This is a genomic window from Brevibacillus sp. MER 51 (assembly GCF_023714195.1).
Lineage (GTDB): Bacteria > Bacillota > Bacilli > Brevibacillales > Brevibacillaceae > Brevibacillus.
Genome location: NZ_JAMAUS010000009.1, coordinates 232,066 through 249,332, shown reverse-complemented (window position 1 = coordinate 249,332; position 17,267 = coordinate 232,066). Strand labels below are relative to the sequence as shown.

Genomic DNA, 17,267 nt, shown 5'->3' with positions numbered 1-17,267 from the left:
TTACCACTTGCCATTTTACTTCTTCTGGGTAATGCACTCTTGTGCCCATTAAAGAAGCACCTCCTTAGAATCATATTTGGAATACGATTCAGGAGGTGCTTTTTCCTTGTCTCAATTTACTGGGTCAGTCCACAGGCTGTCAGGAAGGGATTTTTTCTTTGATGATCAGTTCCGTACTTGAACCTTGCCTAGTGTGTATCTTCCGTCCGCTCTTTTTCCTTCCATGGCTAATTGAATGCCCGGTTCTTCTGTATGAGGATCGAGGATAGCCACACAGAGTGTGTATGTTCCTTCTGGTAAATCATCCGGGATATCCAAGCTTTGCTTGACAGTTTTCTTGCCGGGAAGCCATTTGCGGATGTCTTCGTCCGTTTTGGTCTTGGTTACGATCTCGCCATCTTCATCCATGAGTGACAGCTCGAGAATCCACGGGAAATAAAAAGGAGCGACACCGAGGTTTTGCCAATCCATCGTTACAGCGAGGCTTTCTCCGGGCTCGACTGTTTTGGCATGTGTCTCTTTGGTGATGGTGAAGCGGTAGCCCATCGTGTTTAAAAAGCGGTTCAAATATTGTTGTTGCTTGCCATCTTTTTCGAACTGTGCAGGTGTATTGGGGCCAAGCCAGCTAATATGCGAAGCTTTGGCTTGTGAGATTACCTGGTTTATCGAGGAGCGAGTAAAGTAGCTAGTTAACGAGTCGGATGGGGAGAACTCTCCACCGCTTGGTGCGTACTTCCAAAAGTCAGGCATGGCAGGCATTTTCTCTTTGGTCAGCCAGGATACGTAGCCCTTCTGTATCCAGGACAGGTAGCTGTCTGTATCATCTTTGTTGCCGAACATGTCGTTAAACAGGCCTAGTTTGTACTCCTTGGCGACTGGATGTGGTCTTCGCATCAGTAGCATGGAATCAGGGAAGTTATCCAGATACGGTTGGACGTACTGATCCGTGATTTCTGTCGCAGGGAAAGGAATAGACGTATCGGTATGCCATTCTCCCCAGTGACCGACGCTTCCTAGTTGTATAAAAGCAATGCGGGGATCGTCCTTGTAACGCTCTCCCAGAGCGTCAATCAACTGTTTGTGGTATGTAATGATCAATGGATTGCTGTAGTTGGGACTGTAGCCTTTGCCATAGTCGTTTCGATACCACTCGCCATCTTCAAAGTTGTCATTGTCCCCGCCGATCTCGTTGTATAGCCAATCCGGTATCTCCATGTCCGATTTGTTGTGAGGAATATCCATAACGATACGGAGGATGAACTTGACATCTTTTTCTGTCCATTCCTGAAACCGGATCGCATCTTCGACCTCATCAAATGCATATTCTCCTTTGGTGGGCTCGAGCATCCTCCAGGTAAGATTGGCATAGACGAGGGTATGTGGTTGCTCAAGATTACCCGTCTGTGAGTCGGGAGCCAGTCCCATATACGGGTTTTGGAGCACATCTTGGGTTTGTTTTGGTGAATAGGTCGCCGTTCCATAACTGGAGGCGGCGGCTGAGGAAGGTAGAATGCAAAAAGCAGCGAGAAGTACGCTGTATAGACCACTTCTGAACTTCATGAGTGCCCCCTAGATCTAGTGAGAGAGTATCATTACTTTTCTTCTGTTTCCTGTTTCCATATGTGATACCACTTGGTGATATGTTCGTTTGCAGCAGAGCCGAGTTCAGTCTCCCACCGAGAGGTTAAGAGTTGATATTGCTCTTCGACTGCCGCATGATCGTCCAAGGAAGCGTACAGCTGCATCAAGATCATGTAGCTGTCTTCTTCAAGCGGGTGCAAATTCTGAATGCGTTGGTTGACGTTGATCGCCTCACGTACTCTGCCATGTCCCAAATAAAAGCTGCTCATTGTTTTGGCGAGCTGCAGCCACATTCTGCGGAGTCTTTCCCGCTCGTACTCTGCCCACAGATAGTCGTAGTCTCCGAAATAATCACCTGTATACGTCGCGAGCACTTGCTCATACTCCTGTATATTGGCAAGAGAGAGGGGGAGTAATTGTTTGAGACGATTCTCCCATTCCTCCACATCGATCGTAGCCGAATCAATCGTCAGCTTATAGCCGCCTTCTAAATTGCCTTTGTTGATCGATATCGTTTGGAGACCATAGCGTTTCAAGGTTTGCCGGATGAGGTAAATCGTCGTATATAGCTGGGTTACGCCTTTGCTCCCATCATAGTCCGGCCACAAAAGCTCGATAAGGGAATCTTTGTCAATCATCTTGTTGCGGTAATGCAATAAATACGCGAATAGCTCACGAGCTTTATTCGTGCGCCACTTGATCTCTTGCGGCTCCTGATTCGGCTGGTGAAACAAAATACTATTGAAGCATTGGATGGAAACGACTGATTCTTCTTTGACAGGCGCGGCTTCTTTCGCGGACTTGATTCGCTCACGAAGACGGTCCATTGTCTTTTGCAAGCGTTGAAGCTGTACGGGTTTCATGATGTAATCCAGCGCGCACAGTTCAAAAGCATCAACGGCGTACTTATCGTACCCTGTGACAAATACAATCTCCGGGGAGTTATCGATTCCTTGCAGACGTTCTCCGATCTCCAGCCCACTGATGCGCGGCATATTAATATCTAAAAATACGACATCTGGTTGAAGGGATACTGCTTGATCGATCGCTTCGAGAGGATTGGTGTAGGCTCCGACTACCTTAACGCCGCCAACATCTTTTTCCAGCAATCGTTGCAGATGCATCAAGGGTAGTTGCTCGTCGTCTACCAATAAGGCTCTCATCCACTGTCTCTCCTTCAAAAAACGATAAAATACAACAGATTGTCTTACGAATCTGATTAATTCATACTCTCTACTCTATCATCAAAAGAGAGGTTATCCAAACCTTTACAGTGATAGGAAATGTGAATTTTTAGCAAGTGATGGAGGTCAAAACACGCTCTAACTCATCAAATGATACAAACCGGGCTTGCCGAAAAACTTCTTTTCCGTCCATAAACAGCAGGACCGCTGGAGCAGTAAATACGAGAAACTCACCGGAAATATTGGGTGTTTTCTCCATGGATACCACTATACTTTTCACTTGTGGATATTGTTTTAGCAGTTCTACAGTTCTTGCGTAGGTGACATCGCAAACGCCGCAGTTTGCCGTTTTAATAAACAACAGACTAGTCGGATAACGTTCAATCTCTGCAAGTAGTTCAGTCAGTTCGAGATACTCCTGCACGGTTCGGTATTCCCACCTTTTCTCGCCGATTTTTTACTAGAATAGCACAAAAAATGTTTGCCGCACGGAACGACAACGGATGTACTCTCGAACAAAATCTGTACAAAGTTCGACAAACCTCGTGTAGTTTTGGATTTCAGAAGTTTAGGCGAGAGAAGGAAAAATGTCCTGTGCAAAAATCCATAGAAAGAGGCAATGAAAGCGTTTTTTCAAAAAAATATACAAAAAACATGGATGTTTTTGCAACAAATTTCTCTAATATACAGTCTGTAATGGTGAAATTTTCCTCAAAAAGCAGGAAGGAGGACATATGGTGTTATCTTGGTATGTCATCATTCCCATTCTTTTCGTAATGGCAGTCGCTATGTATACCGACCTACGCCGCCGTCTCATTTACGACTGGCTGACGCTTCCGGGAATTGTGTATTTTCTCGTTCTGCATGCGTACCTTCATCCAGAGAAATGGCTGACTTATGCGATGGGAGTTATTGTGCTGGGAGGAATTTCATTACTCATGGCGGTGATCAGCAACGGTCAGATGGGCGGAGGGGATATTAAGCTGCTCGCTTTGGTCGGTGCAGCGGTTGGATGGCAAGCGGGGCTGGTCGTGCTCGTGCTTACGTATTTGCTTGCAGGAGTCAGCGTGCTTCCTATGTGGGCCATCGCCAAAATGACAGGCAGGACGAAGCTCGAGCGAGAGATCCCGTTGGCCCCCTTTGTTGCGGGTGGGACCAGTCTCATGCTGGTCATGGTTATGTATTCCTAGTGCCTTTCTCATAAGTTTGTTGATTCGCAATCTTGGCAATAAAACGACAAAGAATGTACATGAATGGATTTTTCGAAAAAGAGAGGGAATCTTCTGATGTTGGAATCAAAACGTAGGGCAATCATTTTCCTTGTATTATCATTCCTACTTGCTGCACTTGCGGGCTTTCTGTTTCTGCAAAAAATCAAGGATTTGAATGCGCAACTGGGTGAAATGGTGGAAATATACGAAGCAAATGCAGATATTCCATCTCGGGCACTGATTCAACCCGACCAATTGACGGTAAGGGAAATCCCCAAAAAGTACGCGGATGATTCGTACGTCATCGATAAAGCCAGTTTGAAAAATCAAGTCACGATTGTCCCTTTGTCGAAGGGGGATATCATTACGAAAAACATCATGAAGCCAGCGAACGTTGTTCGAGACGAGAACAACAGGCTCGTGACAGTATTTTCATCGAATAATATCGTCTTCGATCAGGAGTTGGAAGCGCTAGACCGGGTCGACATCATCATCTCGCATGAGGTGAGTGGAAAGCCCGTAACGGAAGTGTTCATGAAAGACGTGCCTGTCGCCATGGTAGCGAAATCGGAGAACAGCTTTAAGGGCGTGGCTTTGGAACTGCCGTTTGAGGAAGCGCCGAAATTCATTCACCAGCAGCATTACGCCCAGATGGTTCGCATTTTGAAAGCGAATGTGGGCAAAGGAGACTTGGGCATTCCTGATCCGTTTGTGGAGCCTGCGCCGGAACAGACGAAACCGTCTGGCAAACCAGCCAACGCCAAGCCTGGGACACCAGCCGTAACGCCACCTGCGGCACAGCCCGCCGTCCAGACACCACCAGCGGCTCCGGTTCAGCCACAAGGCAAACCAACTTCGGTACCACTGCAGCCAACTAATCAACCACCGAAAACCGGAGGGTAAGTCATGAACAAAGATATGAAAATTCTCGTCGTTGCGGATTACGACTCTGTAAAAGACATGCTGAGGGAAATTCTGTCCGTTTACGAACAAGTACGATACACGACTTCCAGCGAAGTGAAAAAAGAAATTGACCGCATTGGGCCCGATGTCGTTTTGCTCGTGCAACCGGAAGACGGAGCAGGAGTAGAGCTGGTGCAGTATATACAAGGAGAGCTGCCGGAGGGCATTGTCATTTATCTCACGGAAAGACAGGATTTTGTCTTGCTGCGAGATGTCGTCCGTGCGGGTGCGGTTGAATACATCGTCATGCCTGATGAGCTAAACCTTTTGTCTGATCGTCTCGACAAAATATCCGATCTATCTCTAATCAAACAGAGAAAAAAGGGCGCGGATGTATCCGGCAAGGCTTTTGTGCGAGGACGGGGGAAGGTGTACTCCTTTTACAGCGGAAAAGGGGGAAGCGGGCGAACACAGCTGGCAACAGGCTTTGCGCAAGCATTGAAGCTGGAATCTACGGCAAGTGTGCTGCTCATCGACCTCAATCTCCAATACGGCGGTGTAGAAACCTTCTTGTCGTTTGAAAACAACCGTACATTGGGCGATCTGATGCCGGTTATGGACGAAATCAACGAATTTCATATTCGCAACGTGGCGCAGAGGGAGAACTATTCCAAGCTGGAGGTGCTGGTCAGCCCGCGGGATGCCGAGACAGCCGAGAATATGTCCGAAGCCTTCGTCACCAGGCTGATCCGCGCCAGTCGCCGTAGTTATGATTTTGTCATTCTCGACCTGCCAACGCATATGAATGAGCTAACCTTTGCCGCTTTGTCGGAGTCGGACATGATTTACTACGTGATGAATCTGGACACACCGTCCGTGCAAATTTACCGACTCGTGGAAGACTTGTTCAGACGTCTTCGGATTGATACGGCAGGCAGGCTCGAAGTGATCGTCAACCAGGTGGGACGGGATAACGAACTGAACGTATCAGATTTGAAAGGACTATTCAACGCTCCGATTACTGCTGAAATCAGCAGAGATCATCAAGGGGTGCAAGCGGCCGTCAATCAAGGCCGACCATTGCAAAAAGAACCGAATGAGAAGAAGCTCTCTCCGGCTGCGAAAGACATCAGAAAATGGGTACTCAAGAAACTGTCATAAAGGTGGGAGTTAGATGGCTTTATTCCGACGCAAGCAAGAGCAGACAGCGCCAGGGGATGAGGCAAAGCAGACGACACTCGCTGCCACACTAGCAGCTCCTTCCTTCAATCCGTATATTGACGAACTGGCTGAGCATTACAAGACCCGACTCTTGCGTGAAACCAACCTGGAGAGACTGACTAGTCTACGTTCAGATGAGATGCGTCTCGCGATCGAACGTCTCGTATCACAATACATGTCGGAAGAGAAAGTAGTCATTCCACGAAATGAAAAGGACATTCTGCTTACTCGTTTGATCAATGAATCGGTGGGGCTTGGGCCGCTCGAACCGCTGCTCGCAGACCCGGAAATCACGGAAATCTCGATTAATGGGCATAGCCTTGTTTACGTCGAGAAGCGGGGAAGGCTCGAGTTGACCGATTTGAAATTTCGCGATGAGGAACATTTGCGGCATATTGTAGACAGGATTGTCGCACCGCTCGGCCGCCGAATCGATGAAAGCTCACCGATGGTCGACGCCCGATTGAAGGACGGAAGCCGCGTGAATGCGGTCATCCCTCCGATTAGTCTGAATGGGACGCTCGTTTCAATTCGTAAATTCCGCAAAGAGCCGTATTTAATGGATGACCTGATGCAGTTCGGTTCCTTCAGTGAACCGATGTCCCAGTTTATTCAAGCCGTAGTGGAAGCCAAAATGAACGTCCTGATCTCAGGCGGTACGGGGAGCGGTAAGACGACGTTGCTCAATGCGACAGCAAAAGCCATTCCTCATTATGAACGTGTCATCACGATTGAGGATTCGGCCGAGCTGAAGCTGACTCACCCCAACTGTATTGGGATGGAGGCACGCCCGCCCAATATGGAGGGAACAGGAGAAGTCACCATTCGTCAGCTCGTGCGAAATTCCCTGCGGATGAGGCCAGACCGAATCATCGTCGGGGAGGTACGGGGTGCAGAAGCATTTGACATGCTACAGGCAATGAATACGGGACATGAAGGGTCGCTAACAACGGTACACGCCAATTCACCGCAGGATGCCTTCAACCGTTTGGAAGGGATGGTTGTCATGGCAGGGATGGATTTGCCCTCCACGATCGTCCGTGAATATATCGTCAGTGCGTTGGATATCATTGTCCAGGTCACACGCCTGTCAGACGGGACACGTAAAATCGTTTCGATTTCGGAAGTAGCGAAAACGGAAGACAAACGTGTGGAGGTCAACGAGATTTTTCGTTTCCAGCGGAAGGGAATCGGCGAAAAAGGGGAAGTGCTCGGTTATTTTACGGCAACCGGAGTGATCCCACGGTGCTTGGAGAGGCTCCAAGTTTTTGGAATCAATCTGGATGAATCCATTTTTAGGGCGGAAGGAGGGAAGCATCGTGACCATGCCTATTCTGTTTAGTCTTGCGGTGTTGTTCGGCATCTGGGGCATCTACGAGTATCTCGGTTATAGGGCCAAGAAGACCGAATGGAAAAAGAAAGCGGAAGAATGGTTCGAGGTAAAGGGGAAACGAAAAAGTGTCGTCATCGTTTGGGGAGATAAATTTGACCAGACGCCCTATGCCAAGGAAATCCAAAAAAAGCTGATCAAAGCGAACTTCCCGCTTGCGCCCTCGGAGTTTTACGGAATTTTGATTGTAGGGACTATGGGACTCACTTTCTTACTCAGTAACGTGGTAAATATTCCCTTTCCTTACAACATCATTATTGGTGCAGCGGTGATGTATCTCATACAGAACGTGTTGTTCTTCGTAAGACGAAATAAGTACCAGGAGCGGTTGAACGAACAGCTGTCCGAGGTGTGCCGGCTTTTGGCAAACTCATTGCGGGCAGGCCTTACGCTCTCACAGGGGATCACACTTGTTGCAAAAGAGATGAATTACCCTGCTGGCGAAGAGTTCAGCCGCATGGCGCGCGAGCTGCAGCTTGGCGTTAGCTTTGACCGCGCGCTCTCTGATATGGAAAAACGGATACCGACGCGGGATTTCCGTATCTTTACTGCTACGCTATTGATTCAACGGCGTGCAGGGGGGAATTTGAGCCAAGTGCTGCAGGAAATGGCGGAGACATTGGAGGATCGCCGCATTGTGAATCAGGAGATTAAGACGATGACGGCAGAACAGCGATACGTCTCCATCTTGGTGCCGATTATGCCGATTGCCCTGGTACTGATGATGAACATGATGAACGAAGGCTTTATTGATCCGTTGTTTTCCGGATTTGGTCTTTTTCTTCTGGGGTTGTTCGTAATCGGAACTCTTCTGTCCTATATCCTCGTAAAGAAAGTGACCAACATAAAGGTGTGAAAACATGGATGCTCTCATAATTACATGCGTGTTCTTGTTTCTCTTGCTGTTCGCCATCTGTCTGAAGGAGTGGTATCGCTACTCCATCGAGAAGCAAAAACTGCTCACACATGTCCATGAGGTGACCGGACACAAAAACTACGGAGTGCGCAAGAAGGAAACCTCATCCGAACGCCTGGTCAAACGCCTGCTTCGGTATGGAGACGACTATGCGGTCATGGGTCAGCGCATCAACTTTTTTAGTGAGTCACATGAGGTTGAGGACTGGCTTCTGAAGGCTGGACGCCCGTTAGATTTGACGGTTGCCCAATTTCAAGGAGTCAAAATATTCATGGCTTTGCTCGGCATCATTGCCGGCGCGTTGTTTTTCATTCTAGGCTTTCCCTTGTCGCATCTGGGCCTGATCGGATGGCCGTTGATTGGATACTTTCTGCCCATCCTTCTGCTGAAGAACAAAGCCCGTGATCGTCAAAATCAGCTTCGTTATGACCTGCCGGAATTTCTCGACACCGTGAGCGTCACCCTGCAAGCGGGGGTAAGTCTCGATCAGGCATTGCGCGAAGTCATCAAGTTTTTTGACGGACCGATTCGGGAAGAGTTTTCCCGTTTCAATCAAGAGCTGGATCTGGGTGTACAGAGGGAAAAGGCGTATGAACAACTGCTTCGACGCAACGATAATCCGGAGTTTCAAATGCTGATCAAAGCGCTCATTCAGGGGATGCGCCTGGGAGTACCGATTGCTGTCACGTTCAAGGCACAGGCGGAAAACATGCGAAGAATCCGTAAAGAGCTGATTAAGGAAAAGGCGGCCAAGGCGTCACCGAAAGTAACCCTGATCACCACGTTTGTCGTGACTCCTACAGCGATTATCCTGATTGGCGGTTTGATGGTATTGAATATTTTAGAGAACCTCGATTTGTTCTCTGGCATCATGCCATAATGTATGTTTTGGCTTTATGGGAGGTGATGCCCGTCACAAAGATGGGATGAGTAGTAATGTGAATCATTTGTCTTATCAAATTCATTTTAACCATGAGGGGAGAAGATTTTTTATGAAAACCATGATGCAAAAACTGTATGTAAAAGTCCAAGGAGCCCTGCAAAATCAGAAAGGTGCTCAAGCCATTGAATGGATCGCGCTGGCAGGTGTGGTGATCGCCGTATTCGGAGCAGTAATTACTTACTTCAAAGGTAATCCTGACGGTGTGGGAAAATCAATTGGTGAAACGCTTGGCAATATCATCGGAGACTTGGATGGGAAGTAATCTGAGTGAATGCTGTTTGGTTACAAACATTGGAAAAGTTGGCGGTGAAGGGCTTTCCTTCACCGCCACACATACATAGTAAATCTGTAGGAAACAGGAGGTAGCAGTCGATGAGATTTGTGAAGGGAATTATTGCGGCCATCCTCCTTTTTAGCCTGCTAACGGCGTGTTCTCAAGAGGCAGGAAATCAACCGGAAACTCCACAGACCACGGATGGGCAGCCACCCTCTATTCCATCAGGCACAGAAACACAACAGCCTCCAGACAAGACTGGTGAAACGAACACCGGGATGAGCAGAGAAGAAAAAATAAAAGCGCTGGAGGCAATGGTAAAGGCTGGCCCCCTGCTAAAACGGGAAACAACAGAGGATTTTTTGAACACTCCTCCTGGGCTTTTTGCGGGGAAGTCGTATGACGACAACAAGGAAGAGGTAGAAACGGAATTAAAGAAATTCCCTTATATTGAAAATCCAGACGAAGAAATCGCGAATCTGTATTACCTTGCCCTCTTGGGGTTGTTCGCGGAGAGCTATCCCGATCCGCAACAAATTATTGATGATATGAAGCTGGATTATTTCGGAAGTCCGGAAATCGAAGATCCTCGCTACCAGTACAAGGAAAACTACAATGTGGAGATTATTCTTGACGCAAGTGGCAGCATGGGTGCAATGGCGAACGGCAAGACAAGGATGGAGGCTGCCAAAGATGCCATCAAAGCCTTTGCTGAATCATTGCCGCCACAGGCCAATGTAGCTCTGCGTGTATACGGACATAAGGGCAGCGGGAAAGAGTCGGATAAAGCGCTCTCCTGCGGCAGCAGTGAGTTGGTATACGGAATGCAGCCTTACAACAAAGAAAAATTGCAGAGTTCCTTGAATCAGTTTCAGCCTGCGGGATATACCCCGATTGCTTACTCTTTGCAGGAAGCAATGAAGGATTTGAGCAAATTTTCAGGGGACAAAAACACCAATATGATTTACCTGGTTAGCGACGGTATCGAAACATGCGGCGGAAACCCAGCCGAAGCAGCAAAACAACTTTCCCAATCAGCGATTACTCCGATTATTAACGTAATTGGTTTTGGCGTGGACGGCCCAGGGCAGCAACAGTTAAAAGAAGTGGCCAAGGCAGCAGGAGGTCGCTACGTCCTGATTCAGGATCAAAAAGAACTGCAGGAAGAATTCAATCGTGGGAAAGAGATTGCAGACAAATGGAAAAAGTGGAAAGCAGATGCGTCCTATCAGGCTTTTGACACGCGCATATCACGTAAGACAGACATCAGTTCGTTCGCAGCAGACTGGAGAATCATTGCTGGCGATGAAAGCTACAATATGAATTCTGCCATTACGACCATGGGTGCGGATGACATGATTCCAGATGAACTGGCCAATCGTCTCCGAACCATGAAGGACGAACAGAAGGATATAGCCAAGAAAAAGGCGGACGAATTGGAGGACTTTCTGGATTCCTTGAACGATAAATCCTATAAGGAAACCGTGAATGCGATCAACAAGAAGTTTACGCAGAATACGAAAACGAACTAAAGTCGAAATCTCCAAAAGGAGGTTTGTGAAGTGAGGAAATGGATTAGAGGCCCAATTGCAGCGGCTACCTTTGCTTTTCTGATTCTTTTGATGAATCTGCTTCCGCTTGCGGCTCTGGCATCATCTGTTAACCTGCAAGCGCCGAATTACAATGCGCCAAATTGGCAGCAACCGAACATGCAGGCCCCAAATTGGGAACAGCCGAACATGCAGGCGCCCAATTGGGAACAGCCGAATGTGCAGGCTCCGAACTGGGAGCAGCCGAATCTGCAGGCACCGAACATTCAAGCACCGAACTGGCAGCAGCCAAATCTGCAGGCTCCAAACGTCAATCAACCGGACCTGCAAGCGCCGAATGTCAATCAACCGAACCCGCAAGCGCCAAACGCAACCGCCCCGACAACGAATATAGAAATGCAGGCACCCGGCGCAAACTCTGACGGTTCGAAGCCGATGACGGAGACGCTGGGATACGGTGCAGTCAAATGGACGTTCAAAGACGTAATGGGCGGTACGCTGGCATACAGCGCTGATTTGCTGATGAACGGCGAAGTAGATATGGCAGCGGGACTTCGGGGCAAAGGCATGTTAATGGGAGACCTGGCCATAAAAGGCCTTGATCTTGCTTTCAAGAATACGCCGTATGTAGGTACTGTAACAGGCATGGGTGTTGATACACTCGACGGAATGAACGCATGGGCTAACTATCAGTTTGTGCTGGCGCAATTGCCGAATAACAGCTTCCGGGATATTTTCCAAGGCGGTCAGCTCACGAATTCGGCAAATCCATCTGGCGTCAGAATGCCGGGAATCGTGAAAGGCTTGAATGTTGGCATAGCAGCCATCAGCCTTCCGTTTGATGTTATTGATACATTTGGAAGCTTTGGCATGGCGTTTGATCCAAGCCAGAATGAAGCTACACAAAATGAAAAATTCGTGGATGGAGTCGGTAATTTCGGCAGTGTGCTGATGGACGCAGGGGTCATTGCTTCCGTCATACCAGGCGGGCAGGCAGTAGGTGGTGTGCTTGTTGTCACTGGTGCGGTTTTGTGGGGATTGAGCAAACTCGTGAAGTACGCTGACAAGCTAGCCGGAGGAGCGATTACCCGTGGAATCCGGGATGGGGTCGGAAAAGCTGTTGGCTGGGTGAAATCCTTATTTGCGTAACGGAGGTCCTTTGCTATGAAAGTCGTGAATACACCACAGATACAGGCTCAGATCGAGCGGCATAAGCGTTTTTTAGAGAGGACGGAGCTGTATAATTACCCGGCCTACGTAGATGGACAATATTACTACCATGTAGCGTACTGGAGATGGGGAAAAAAAGACGCTGTCGGGTACTTGGTTCTGCGACCGGATGGTGAAGTGGTTCGTCGCAAGGAAGCAGAGCCTGTCGTGAAACTGTTTTTGGTGCATGCACATGCGGGGCGCAAGATTAAGAACAATCTGGCCATTGATAAAGAGAAGCCGATCGAGATGTACGAGCAAAAATACGAGTATCTGAAGGCGCTGTTGCCCAGCTGCCAGGATAAGATGGACACGGTGCTTCGGCAAGATGCAGAGAAGCTGATCGACGTTTGCAAAACCATGATGGAAAGTCGGGACCAGCTGCGTGCCATTTATGCTCGAGGGATGGACCTGCTCAATCAATTTTTCGCGCGCAATTACGTCATCGCCGGAGAAGAAACGGCATTGCGGGATGTGTTATTTGAGTCCGACTACATTTTGTATGATCGCATTCGCAAGCAGGTGCTGATCAAAGACTCGGTGGATCGGCTTTACCAGTTTTTCCAATCCAATCGAGTAGAACTGGATCGGGTACAGGAGCAAAAACGAAAAAAGCTGTACGACTTGCTCTCTGTTTACAAAGACAAAACACTGCGAAATATTGCCGATGAATCCGTAAAAAGCTTTGAGACGCATACGACAGGGAAACATGAGTCTTTCCATTCGGTTGAACAGTTGCGGGAGGCCCACGAGAAGCTTAATATGACCATCCTGGAAAACGGGCTGATGGATAAACTGAGAAACCCTTAACAGGAAAGGTGAGAGAAACCCATATGCATCCCTTCAAAGAAAGCATTCGTTTTTATGCACGGAATATCGAGTCTTTGTTGCTCTTGTCCGCCGTGCTCGTGGTTCCGTTTTTTATCATCCACAACTTTACGCTGAACTACCTGAATTTGATTGCGGCGATTACGGGCGCCAAATTCGTCGCAAGCTTTTTCAATCTGTTTTTACTTCTTCTGTTTTTGCTGATCCTCCAGATTCCTTTCGCCCAGTATGTCCAAAGCGATCTGGACGGCGATGAGCGTCCGATTCGAAAGGCATTTCGGACTTTTTTTGAACACAGCTTTTCCGTATTCGTATTTGGGATCGTGTTTAGCTTTCTTGTCTCTTCAGGAATGATGCTGTTCATGATACCCGGGTTGATTCTTATGGTCTTGTTCTATTTGACGCCGTTTTTTGTGGTGTTGAAAAAACAATCGGCTTGGCGCTCTTGGCGGGCTGCCATGGAAATGGGCAAAAAGCATTTCTTCCAAATCTTTGGCCTGTTGCTAATGGTGAGTGTGGTGGAATGGCTAATCAGTTTGGCGGGCTTGTTCCTCGTCACGTCTATTACGGCAACCTTCGGGGCGGTTATGTTTATTGAGTTGTTGCTCAATGTGATTGTTCTTCCGTTTTTTGCGGTCATGTTCATGATGTACGTGAATAAATGGAAGGATGAGGCGGCAAGAGCGGAAGCAGCTGTAGCAGGGGGAATGCTGCTCGATGAAAGGTAGCTTGCAAATAAGTTCGAGAGGAGATGAGCGAAGAATGCGCCTGAAGAAGATCGTTTCCAATGAAAAGGGCTCGGTCACCGTAGAGTTTATCGCCATACTGCCGTTCGTCTTTCTGATCATGCTGATTTGCTGGCAGTTTCTTGTGGGTGTCTACGGCGTAATTATCTCTCAGTCGGCGGCAAATGAGGCGGCGAAGGTGTACGCCATAACGGGGAATTCGGGAGAAGCCATGCAAGCTGCCAAAAACGTGGTGAACGCGGCAGGAGGCTACATTTCCTTCAATGATTGTGATATCACGGGGAATGGTAGCGGATATTTTACTGCCAAGGTCGGCGTACAGATGGAACTGGCGTTTCTCCCTGACTGGCTATATATCGAGAAGGAAGACCGATATATCTCCTTCGATCGGGAAATGAAGAGCAGGGTGATGAACTAGATGGTACGTATACTGCGTCACTTGCAAAATGAACGTGGAAATATGACGATCTTCACCCTGACGATTTACTGGTTTATCTTCATGCTGGTATTTGTTGCGCTTTTCAACTTTTCGACCATTTTTGTAGACAAGGAGCAGGCGTCGAACAGTGCGCAACAGGCGAGCATTGCGGCGGTGAAGGATATTTATGATGAGATGGATGCGGCTATTAAAATATATGATTTGTCACCCAAACGGTATTATGACGAAAATTATCTCGATCCCAGACTAGCAGTTGCCAGGAGCCAGCTGAGAGCATCGCACCCCGATTGGTCTCATAGCGAGATTGAATACGGTGCGATTGACTCGGTATTAAGCAGCGCATTGCCAGGAGATGCTGAGTTGCAGGTGTATGTAAGTATAGGGTTGCGCAAAGCGGCCAGCCAAATTCCTGGAGTGGTTGCCAAAGTGCTGTCGGGTAACCATGCAACGCTCAGCGGTTCGTCTGTCAAATTGTTCAACAGTGACAATCGGATTGAAGTAACAACTTCTGTAAAGTACGAATCGGAATCGATGGGCTTTGACTTCATTCCTGCCTATTCCGAGCAAATCTACCAAACAGGCGAAAGCAGACGGATCGATTTTATTGATGAAGTAAATGACTGGTTTTACATCGAGATCCCTATTCTTGGATGATGATTTACTTCTACGCCCTGATCGTACCCGCTACGATCATTGGCTCATTTTATCGAGAAGAGTTCCCGTTGCAGCTGCTCATCCTCGCCATCGGTATGCCTTTTATCAAAAGAAACCATCTGGCGTTCATCCGAAAGAAAAACGCGGCGATCTGATCAACAAGGCAACAAGGCAAGGAGGATATGACCGAATGCGTAACACCAAAATGCGGATGTCGCTCTTGATCAACAGCATCTTGATCATGCTTCTGCTTACCGGTTGTTCTCTGGGTGCAGTAGGAGCGGGTACAGGGCTCGGGCAAAATCAATGGCCGCAGACGACACAGGAATTGATTGCTTCACAGCCCGGACCGCTTGCTGGCACCCAATTTTTCCACGCAGCTTATCCGCATCGAGCTGAGATCATACAGGTTTTGGACAAAATGCCTACCCTGGTCGACGGGATGAATGATGCTTACTTGGATTTGTACTGGAATCAATTGCTCACCCTTTTCGCCGAAGATTACCTCAGTCCCCAAATGGTTGTAGACCGCTGGAGAATGGCTTCGTATGGAAGTCCGGACATCGAGGACGCCCGCTTTCAGTTTCGGGAAAATTTCAACGTAGAAATCATCCTGGATGCAAGTGGCAGCATGGCTGGGAAAATTGGGGACAAAACGAAAATGCAGCTCGCCAAGGAAGCGATCCAGGAATTCGCGGAAGCACTGCCTGAAGAGGCGAAAATCTCGCTGCGCGTGTATGGACATAAGGGCAGCAATGCAGATGAGCATAAGCAGCTTTCCTGCGGCAGCAGTGAGATGGTCTATCCATTGCAAGCCTACGATGCAAAAGGTCTTGAGCAAGCACTTGACATGTTTGAGCCGACAGGCTGGACATCCATTGCGCACTCCTTGCGTCTCGCTCAGGAGGATTTGGCGGGATTCGAAGCGGATAAAAATACGAATGTCATCTATCTGGTCAGTGACGGTATCGAGACATGTGATGGCAATCCAGTGGCAGTAGCCAAGGAATTGTCCCAGTCCAAAATCATGCCGTTGCTAAACGTCATCGGCTTTGACGTGAATGCAGAAGGGCAGAAGCAGTTGAAAGAGATTGCCCACGCTTCAGAAGGTTTGTATGCAAATGTGACGAACCGTGAGCAGTTCAAGCAAGAGCTGGAACGTGCGAAAGAAATTGCCCAGAAGTGGGAGCAGTGGAAACGAGATGCTTTGACGGAAGCAGACGCTGTCTTGATCGACCGCAAAAAATGGGTGGATGCTTACGACCGGGACTGGTACGAGAAAAACTGGCGGGAGAGCCTGAACATCGGAATGGCGATCGAGTATTTGTCTGCAAGTGGCAAGATTGGCAATGAAGCGAGGGAGTATCTTACTGGGAAAAGGCAAGAAAGAGAAGCGTTGGCTACACAGTCCAAGGAAGAGCTGACCAATTACTTGGTGAGTCTCACAACCGAGACCTATCAGGAAATGAGAGAGGAAATTGAGGATAAATACAGTGGAAACTAACAGCAATGGGTTCTCCGTACCAAAAGCGACTGCTTGTCGCAACGGAGAACCCACTGTAAATGGAAAGGGTGAGGGTGCGTCAATCATACGTGAACGTAACGACCTGTTTCAGGCCAGGGTCCACTCCGATTGCCACGTCTTTCAGGCCATCTGTGTAATAAAAGTAACGCTTGGCGTCATTGGAATGAGCGTCAGAAGCTTTCACCAATTGGAAGTCGTTTGAAGCAAGCAGGTTTTTCGAGCGGATAAAATCAGATGCCGTCTTTTCCAAATCTGCTTCTGTCATCGTTTTTGTCGCCACTTCTCCGTTTATTCCAATAACGTCAATCGACAGGGAAAGAATTTGTTTTGATCTCGGTTCGATGATCGCGTGAAACCCATGTACATCGCCGTTCACAGGTTCGCGTTTCAGTATGGCGTGAACAGGGACTCCTCTGTATACCGAATTGGTTGGGTCCTCCAGCGTGATTTCCCGATCAGTCGTATCGACATCCACCTGATAATATTGTCTAACAGCGGCTGCAGCGATTTGCGCCGCTTCGTCTTTTCCGAGCCCTAGCACTGCATCTGGTGAGCTGGAGGAGCATCCCATTAACAGAAAGACGAGAAGCGCCGTGCCCAGCCATGCGAACTTTTTCATTGTGAACCCTCCAGCCATCCCAAGTAATACGTGTAATCATTTTTTATCCTAACAGGGATTGTTTCGACTCCCTA

The 17,267-nt window shown here is 48.2% G+C and carries 18 protein-coding genes; 14 read left to right on the top strand and 4 right to left on the bottom strand.

The features are described 5' to 3' along the window. Positions 1 to 165 precede the first annotated feature (165 nt). The 3 genes from M3630_RS20340 to M3630_RS20330 form a co-directional block, all read right to left on the bottom strand. Complete coding sequence (locus M3630_RS20340) at positions 166 to 1,560, bottom strand: DUF4832 domain-containing protein (protein WP_251253297.1); 1,395 nt, start codon at positions 1,558 to 1,560, stop codon at positions 166 to 168. Positions 1,561 to 1,592: 32 nt separating this feature from the next. Then, a complete protein-coding gene (locus M3630_RS20335) occupies positions 1,593 to 2,744 on the bottom strand; it encodes a response regulator (protein ID WP_173610716.1) in 1,152 nt (383 codons plus the stop codon). Positions 2,745 to 2,874: 130 nt separating this feature from the next. Further along, positions 2,875 to 3,189, bottom strand: a complete 315-nt coding sequence (locus M3630_RS20330) for a thioredoxin family protein (protein ID WP_251253296.1) — start codon at positions 3,187 to 3,189, stop codon at positions 2,875 to 2,877. Positions 3,190 to 3,499: 310 nt separating this feature from the next. Here M3630_RS20330 and M3630_RS20325 point away from each other — a divergent pair, with 310 nt between their 5' ends. The 14 genes from M3630_RS20325 to M3630_RS20260 all read left to right on the top strand — a co-directional run bounded on the left by M3630_RS20325 (position 3,500) and on the right by M3630_RS20260 (position 16,553). Then, positions 3,500 to 3,955, top strand: a complete 456-nt coding sequence (locus M3630_RS20325) for a prepilin peptidase (protein WP_173610714.1) — start codon at positions 3,500 to 3,502, stop codon at positions 3,953 to 3,955. A 96-nt stretch (positions 3,956 to 4,051) separates the two neighbouring features. Beyond that, positions 4,052 to 4,879, top strand: a complete 828-nt coding sequence (locus tag M3630_RS20320) for a CpaB family protein (protein WP_251253295.1) — start codon at positions 4,052 to 4,054, stop codon at positions 4,877 to 4,879. A 3-nt stretch (positions 4,880 to 4,882) separates the two neighbouring features. Further along, positions 4,883 to 6,040, top strand: a complete 1,158-nt coding sequence (locus M3630_RS20315) for a CpaE/TadZ family protein (RefSeq protein ID WP_173610712.1) — start codon at positions 4,883 to 4,885, stop codon at positions 6,038 to 6,040. A gap of 13 nt (positions 6,041 to 6,053) precedes the next feature. Next, positions 6,054 to 7,442 carry a TadA family conjugal transfer-associated ATPase gene (locus tag M3630_RS20310; protein ID WP_251253294.1) on the top strand — a complete coding sequence of 463 codons (1,389 nt, stop codon included), beginning with the start codon at positions 6,054 to 6,056 and terminating at the stop codon, positions 7,440 to 7,442. Next, a complete protein-coding gene (locus M3630_RS20305) occupies positions 7,420 to 8,346 on the top strand; it encodes a type II secretion system F family protein (RefSeq protein ID WP_353057251.1) in 927 nt (308 codons plus the stop codon). Before M3630_RS20310 ends, M3630_RS20305 begins: the two co-directional genes overlap by 23 nt. A gap of 4 nt (positions 8,347 to 8,350) precedes the next feature. Continuing rightward, complete coding sequence (locus M3630_RS20300; RefSeq protein ID WP_173610709.1) at positions 8,351 to 9,286, top strand: type II secretion system F family protein; 936 nt, start codon at positions 8,351 to 8,353, stop codon at positions 9,284 to 9,286. Between the two features lie 112 nt (positions 9,287 to 9,398). Beyond that, a complete protein-coding gene (locus tag M3630_RS20295) occupies positions 9,399 to 9,611 on the top strand; it encodes a hypothetical protein (RefSeq protein WP_016740291.1) in 213 nt (70 codons plus the stop codon). Between the two features lie 110 nt (positions 9,612 to 9,721). Further along, entirely contained in the window at positions 9,722 to 11,155 is a 1,434-nt protein-coding gene (locus M3630_RS20290) for a vWA domain-containing protein (protein WP_251253293.1), read from the top strand. A gap of 30 nt (positions 11,156 to 11,185) precedes the next feature. Continuing rightward, positions 11,186 to 12,322: a hypothetical protein gene (locus tag M3630_RS20285; RefSeq protein ID WP_251253292.1), complete on the top strand. Its 1,137-nt coding sequence runs from the start codon at positions 11,186 to 11,188 to the stop codon at positions 12,320 to 12,322. Between the two features lie 15 nt (positions 12,323 to 12,337). Further along, entirely contained in the window at positions 12,338 to 13,192 is an 855-nt protein-coding gene (locus M3630_RS20280) for a hypothetical protein (RefSeq protein ID WP_251253291.1), read from the top strand. A 23-nt stretch (positions 13,193 to 13,215) separates the two neighbouring features. After that, the gene (locus M3630_RS20275) at positions 13,216 to 13,938 is read left to right on the top strand and encodes a hypothetical protein (protein ID WP_232774444.1); all 723 of its coding nucleotides are present in this window, start codon (positions 13,216 to 13,218) and stop codon (positions 13,936 to 13,938) included. A 34-nt stretch (positions 13,939 to 13,972) separates the two neighbouring features. Next, a complete protein-coding gene (locus tag M3630_RS20270) occupies positions 13,973 to 14,374 on the top strand; it encodes a TadE/TadG family type IV pilus assembly protein (RefSeq protein ID WP_173610703.1) in 402 nt (133 codons plus the stop codon). Continuing rightward, positions 14,375 to 15,049, top strand: coding sequence for a Tad domain-containing protein (locus tag M3630_RS20265; protein ID WP_251253290.1), 675 nt, complete (start codon positions 14,375 to 14,377; stop codon positions 15,047 to 15,049). Further along, positions 15,042 to 16,553, top strand: coding sequence for a VWA domain-containing protein (locus tag M3630_RS20260; RefSeq protein ID WP_251253289.1), 1,512 nt, complete (start codon positions 15,042 to 15,044; stop codon positions 16,551 to 16,553). The genes M3630_RS20265 and M3630_RS20260 overlap by 8 nt, the downstream gene beginning before the upstream one ends. Positions 16,554 to 16,632: 79 nt before the next feature. On the opposite strand, the gene M3630_RS20255 is transcribed toward M3630_RS20260, so the two are convergent. Next, positions 16,633 to 17,193 carry a hypothetical protein gene (locus tag M3630_RS20255; RefSeq protein ID WP_173610700.1) on the bottom strand — a complete coding sequence of 187 codons (561 nt, stop codon included), beginning with the start codon at positions 17,191 to 17,193 and terminating at the stop codon, positions 16,633 to 16,635. Positions 17,194 to 17,267: the final 74 nt, after the last annotated feature.